The 4,338-nt window shown below is 67.6% G+C and carries 7 protein-coding genes; 2 read left to right on the forward strand and 5 right to left on the reverse strand.

Features of this window, described 5'->3' with window-relative positions; genetic code table 11:
* The 5 genes from WB508_RS04315 to WB508_RS04335 all read right to left on the reverse strand — a co-directional run.
* A partial coding sequence (locus WB508_RS04315; RefSeq protein WP_423843652.1) for a sulfurtransferase occupies positions 1 to 320 on the reverse strand: 320 nt, incomplete at its 3' end.
* A 72-nt stretch (positions 321 to 392) separates the two neighbouring features.
* On the reverse strand, positions 393 to 851 hold the full coding sequence (locus WB508_RS04320) for a DUF4395 domain-containing protein (protein WP_423843653.1): 459 nt from the start codon (positions 849 to 851) through the stop codon (positions 393 to 395).
* 222 nt (positions 852 to 1,073) lie between these two features.
* Positions 1,074 to 1,499, reverse strand: coding sequence for a TlpA family protein disulfide reductase (locus tag WB508_RS04325; RefSeq protein ID WP_423843654.1), 426 nt, complete (start codon positions 1,497 to 1,499; stop codon positions 1,074 to 1,076).
* A gap of 45 nt (positions 1,500 to 1,544) precedes the next feature.
* The gene (locus WB508_RS04330) at positions 1,545 to 2,339 is read right to left on the reverse strand and encodes a hypothetical protein (protein WP_423843655.1); all 795 of its coding nucleotides are present in this window, start codon (positions 2,337 to 2,339) and stop codon (positions 1,545 to 1,547) included.
* Positions 2,340 to 2,359: 20 nt separating this feature from the next.
* Positions 2,360 to 2,653 (reverse strand): MoaD/ThiS family protein, encoded by a 294-nt coding sequence (locus tag WB508_RS04335; protein ID WP_423843656.1) that lies wholly within the window; start codon positions 2,651 to 2,653, stop codon positions 2,360 to 2,362.
* Between the two features lie 43 nt (positions 2,654 to 2,696).
* On the opposite strand from WB508_RS04335, the gene WB508_RS04340 reads away from it, so the two are divergent.
* Together WB508_RS04340 and WB508_RS04345 are read left to right on the forward strand one after the other, a co-directional pair.
* Entirely contained in the window at positions 2,697 to 3,407 is a 711-nt protein-coding gene (locus WB508_RS04340; protein ID WP_423843657.1) for a winged helix-turn-helix transcriptional regulator, read from the forward strand.
* Positions 3,408 to 3,410: 3 nt separating this feature from the next.
* A partial coding sequence (locus tag WB508_RS04345) for a carboxyl transferase domain-containing protein (RefSeq protein ID WP_423843658.1) occupies positions 3,411 to 4,338 on the forward strand: 928 nt, incomplete at its 3' end.

The raw sequence follows: 4,338 nt of genomic DNA on the forward strand, positions 1-4,338 counted from the left end.
CGCAGGTTGGTGTGGCCGTAGTACGCCAGGTACCAGTAGGCGTAGGCCGCAAACCAGTTGTTGTTACCGCCGTAGAAGACGATGGTGTCGTCGTTGCCGACGCCCTTGGCGGACAGAAGCGCCTCAAGGCGGTCCTTGCTGATGAAGTCGTGGCGGACACCGTCCTGCAGGTCGGTCTTCCAGTCCAGCTTGATGGCGCCGGGGATGTGGCCCTTGTCGTAGGCCTCGGTGTCCTCATCGACCTCGATGAGCACGATGCTCGGGTCGGCGAGGTTGTCCTGGACCCAGTCTGCGGTGACGAGTGCGGAATTGCGGCTCATGATGACCTCCAAAGGTCTGCCCTGAGCGGGCGAGTATGTGAGTGGTGTGAGGTGGGTGGCTGAGCGAGACGGTCAGGCAGTCCGCAGCGGTGCGAACCGCTTGAACATCAGGTACATCTCGCAGCCGAGGCAGAAGCCCGTGGTGGCATTGAGCAGCGCCGCGACCAACGCGAATGCCACCAGCACCAGACCGGCGGCGGTCGCCCCGGCGAGTAGCGCGAGGAGCCCACTGGCGGTGAAGGCCAGGCCGACGACCTGCGCGAAACGCGGCGGACGCGCGTCCTCGGTCTCCAGTGGAGCGCCAATGCGGGGACGCACCACGCGGGCGAAGAACTGCGAATACGGCGAGTACGGCAGACCGACCAGCGCGGCCAGGGCGAAGACGACGACCTGAGCGGCCAGCAGCGGCAGGCCGATCGTCGCGGGGAGAATGAGGATCATGGCGAGGACCGCGGCCGTGATGCCTGCAGAGACTCGCAGACCGCGCGGATCGACCTGACGGGCGGTGGACGTGGCTGTAAGGGTGGACATGCATGCTCCTGCGCTGAGAGACACCCCACTGAGGCGGGGTGGGCGAACTGAGGGATGAGGTCAGATCAGCGAAGACGACACAAGGCCGAGCCAGTGCGGCAGTTGTCCACCGCGCGGCGCCTCGTGAGATATGTCGTCCGGAACATGATCATTACAGTACGTACTCCGTCCGAACCGTGGGCGGGATGTCTCACATAACGAGACGCCGTCTCGTATCGTGGACTAGCCAGCGCGAGCTGCAGTCAACGCGGCCATGACCTGCTCACGACGAGGAAGCCCCGATGCCCTGGTGCGCACGACGCCTCGGTGGTCCAGCACCAGCACCGTCGGGGTTCGCATGATGCTCAAGTCGCGCACCAGCTCGAGATTGTCCTCGGCGTCGATCTCGACCGTCACGACACCGTCGGTCTTCGACGCGATGTCGGCGAGCAGCACCCGCGTGGCTCGGCACGGGGCGCAGAACGCGCTGGAGAACTGCACCAGCGTGGCATCGCGGCCAAGTGGTGCGCCGATGATCTGGGCCGAGAGCACCGTGTCACCCGGCCCGGGGGCAGCCGCAGAGCTGAACCGGCCATTGCGCCACTTCATCACGAGCGCAGCGACCGCGCTGAACACCAGCGCGGCCACGAGAACGATGAGGCCGACCATGGTGTCGAGCGTACTGCCGGCATGCCAGCAGCACTGTTGCTGCCGTTACGCAGCCACCAGCTGACCGCCGACGTAGACGACTGGGGCGACCAGGGCGATCGACATCGCTCCGGGGAAGCCCCACCCCACCGATGCGTGCAGCCGGCCGCTGACCCAGGCTCGACCGAAGACCTGACCCAGCACGGCGAACAGCGCCGCGGCCGAACCGACCGCCACACCGAACAGCACCGTGACGAACGAGTCGACGAGGTAGGCGACGCCGGCGCCGGCGCCGGCCCCAGCCACGACCGCAGCGGACACCATGACGACGCGGTCGTACGGCATGAGCCAGACCAGCAGACCGACCACGACACCGGCGGCAGCGATCGCGACGACTGGCGCGCCGCCGAACGACTTGGCTGCGCCGATCCAGCCCGAGGCGATGGCTGCCGTGACACCGAGAGACACCGCGTAGGACGTGGACGCGGTGAGCTCGCGCCGTCCGTCCGTGCGCAGCATCTGGGTGATCAGAGCTGCGAACAAAGTCACCGCGACCGCAGGAATGATGCCGGCGAGCAGCCCGCTGTCGGCAACCCCCAACACGTCCTGCGCACCGTCGGCGGCCGGGATGGCGCGGGGGAAGAGAGCCAGCGTGGTCGCGACCAGGCCTCCGAGCAGTGCTGGCGCGAACCGCGGAGTGGGCACGCTGCGACCGCGCGCGTCAGCGAGGCTCGGCGCCGAGGCGATGAGCACCTGCACCACGACGATCGCCGCGGCGACCAGATACACGTTGGCGTACGCCGCCAGCACGAGCACTCCGGCGAGCACGGCCGACAGCAGGGTGGATCTCAGTCGCGACATGGTCTGCATGATGTCAGCACTCAGCCGCCCGCGAAGGGAGGTAGGAACTCAATGGAGTCGCCGGGGGCCACAGCGACGTCCTTCGGGTCACGGGCGCCTACCGGGATCTCGCCGTGCAAGATCGAGCAGGAGTCGATCACGGCGTCGAACCGGTCGCGGTCCTGGTGTCGACGGGAAATCTCGGTCAGCACCGCGGCCAGCGAGGAGGCGCTCACCTGCTCGCTCTCGATGCCAGCAGCAGCCCGCGCCGCGGCCCAGTAGCGGACTGTGACGTCGTTCTCATTCCCGACATCTTCTGGAGGCTGATCAGACACATGACGTATTGTGGGCCATGACCCCGTTCCGGGAGGAATCGCTGTGTCCCACCTGTTGCTGTTGACCACGAGCTCGCAGTCCTCGGTCGAGGTGCTCCCTGCGCTCGCCCTCCTGCCGCATCACGTCAGGATTCTTCCCGCTGAAGCCAGCGCTCTGATTGACGCTCCGCCCTGCGATGCCGTCCTGGTCGATGGCCGCCTCGATCTCGCACAGGTGCGCAGTCTCACGCGCATCATCCGCAGCACCGGGATCGACTGCCCGCTCATCCTCGTCCTGACGGAGGGCGGCCTCGCCGTCGCAGCATCGGACTGGGGCATGGACGACGTCATCCTCACCACCGCTGGCCCTGCCGAGCTCGAGGCCCGCCTGCGCCTGGGCATCGGTCGTCTCGCCGCCGGCATCGCAGGCGACCACGACCACCACGTCATCGCCTCCAGCGGTCTGGTCATCGACGAGACCACGTACACCGCCAAGCTGGAGAAGCGCACGCTCGACCTCACGTTCAAGGAATTCGAGTTGATCAAGTTCCTCGCACAGCACCCCGGCCGGGTCTTCACCCGCCAGCAGCTGCTGCAGGAGGTCTGGGGCTACGACTACTTCGGCGGCACCCGCACCGTTGACGTCCACGTGCGTCGGCTGCGCGCCAAGCTGGGTACCGACAACGAGACGCTCATCGGCACGGTGCGCAACGTCGGCTATCGCTTCGTCGCCACCAAGACCGAGCCGGCGCGCGAGGCCGCAGTATCGTCCTGACCCATGGCCACGCTCACCGTCCAGGCACTGCTGGACCTGGTGCTCGACCAAGGGTCCTTCACGTCGTGGGACGAGCCGGTCGACATCTCTCGGCACGATCGGAAGTACCGCGCTGAGCTGATCGCCGCCGCCGAGCGGGCGGGCACCGACGAGTCGGTGGTCACAGGCCGCGGTTTGATGCGCGGACGCCCAGTGGCGGTCGTCGCGAGCGAGTTCCGATTCCTCGCGGGGTCCATCGGACAGGATGCGGCTCGCCGCATCGTGTCGGCCGTGCAGCGCGCCACTGCCGAAGGCATCCCGGTGCTGGCCACCACGGCGTCTGGTGGCACTCGCATGCAGGAGGGCACACCGGCCTTTGTGCACATGATCGACATCTCACGCGCGCTGATGGCGCATCGTGCGGCCGGACTGCCGTACCTGATCTACCTGCGCCACCCCACCACCGGAGGCGTCTTCGCTTCGTGGGGATCGTTGGGTCACATCACGCTGGGCGAACCGGGCGCGCTGATCGGTTTTCTCGGTCCCAAGGTCTACGAGCTGCTGCAGGGCAAGCCATTCCCGCCGAACGTGCAGACCTCGGAGAACCTCGCGAACCGCGGCATCATCGATGCCGTTGCCATCCCCGACGAGCTGCCGATGCTGGTCGATCGCGCCTTGAGCATCCTCGTCGATCCGCCGACCGCCCAGACACGTCCGCCCCGCGCCAGCACCACCGACCGGGTGCGCACCGCGTGGGAGTCCATCCAGATCACCCGGACAGCGCATCGGCCCGGGGTGCGCGAGGTGCTGCGCTACGGCAGCGATGCGACGGTCCGACTGCAGGGCACCGAGAAGGGCGAGCGTGACAGCGCCATGCTCGTGGCGTTCGCCCGGCTGGACGGCCAGCCGTGCGTGGTCATCGGGCAGGACCGCACCAAGCAGACCCCCCTGA

It is taken from the genome of Aeromicrobium sp., from assembly GCF_049586495.1.
Lineage (GTDB): Bacteria > Actinomycetota > Actinomycetes > Propionibacteriales > Nocardioidaceae > Aeromicrobium.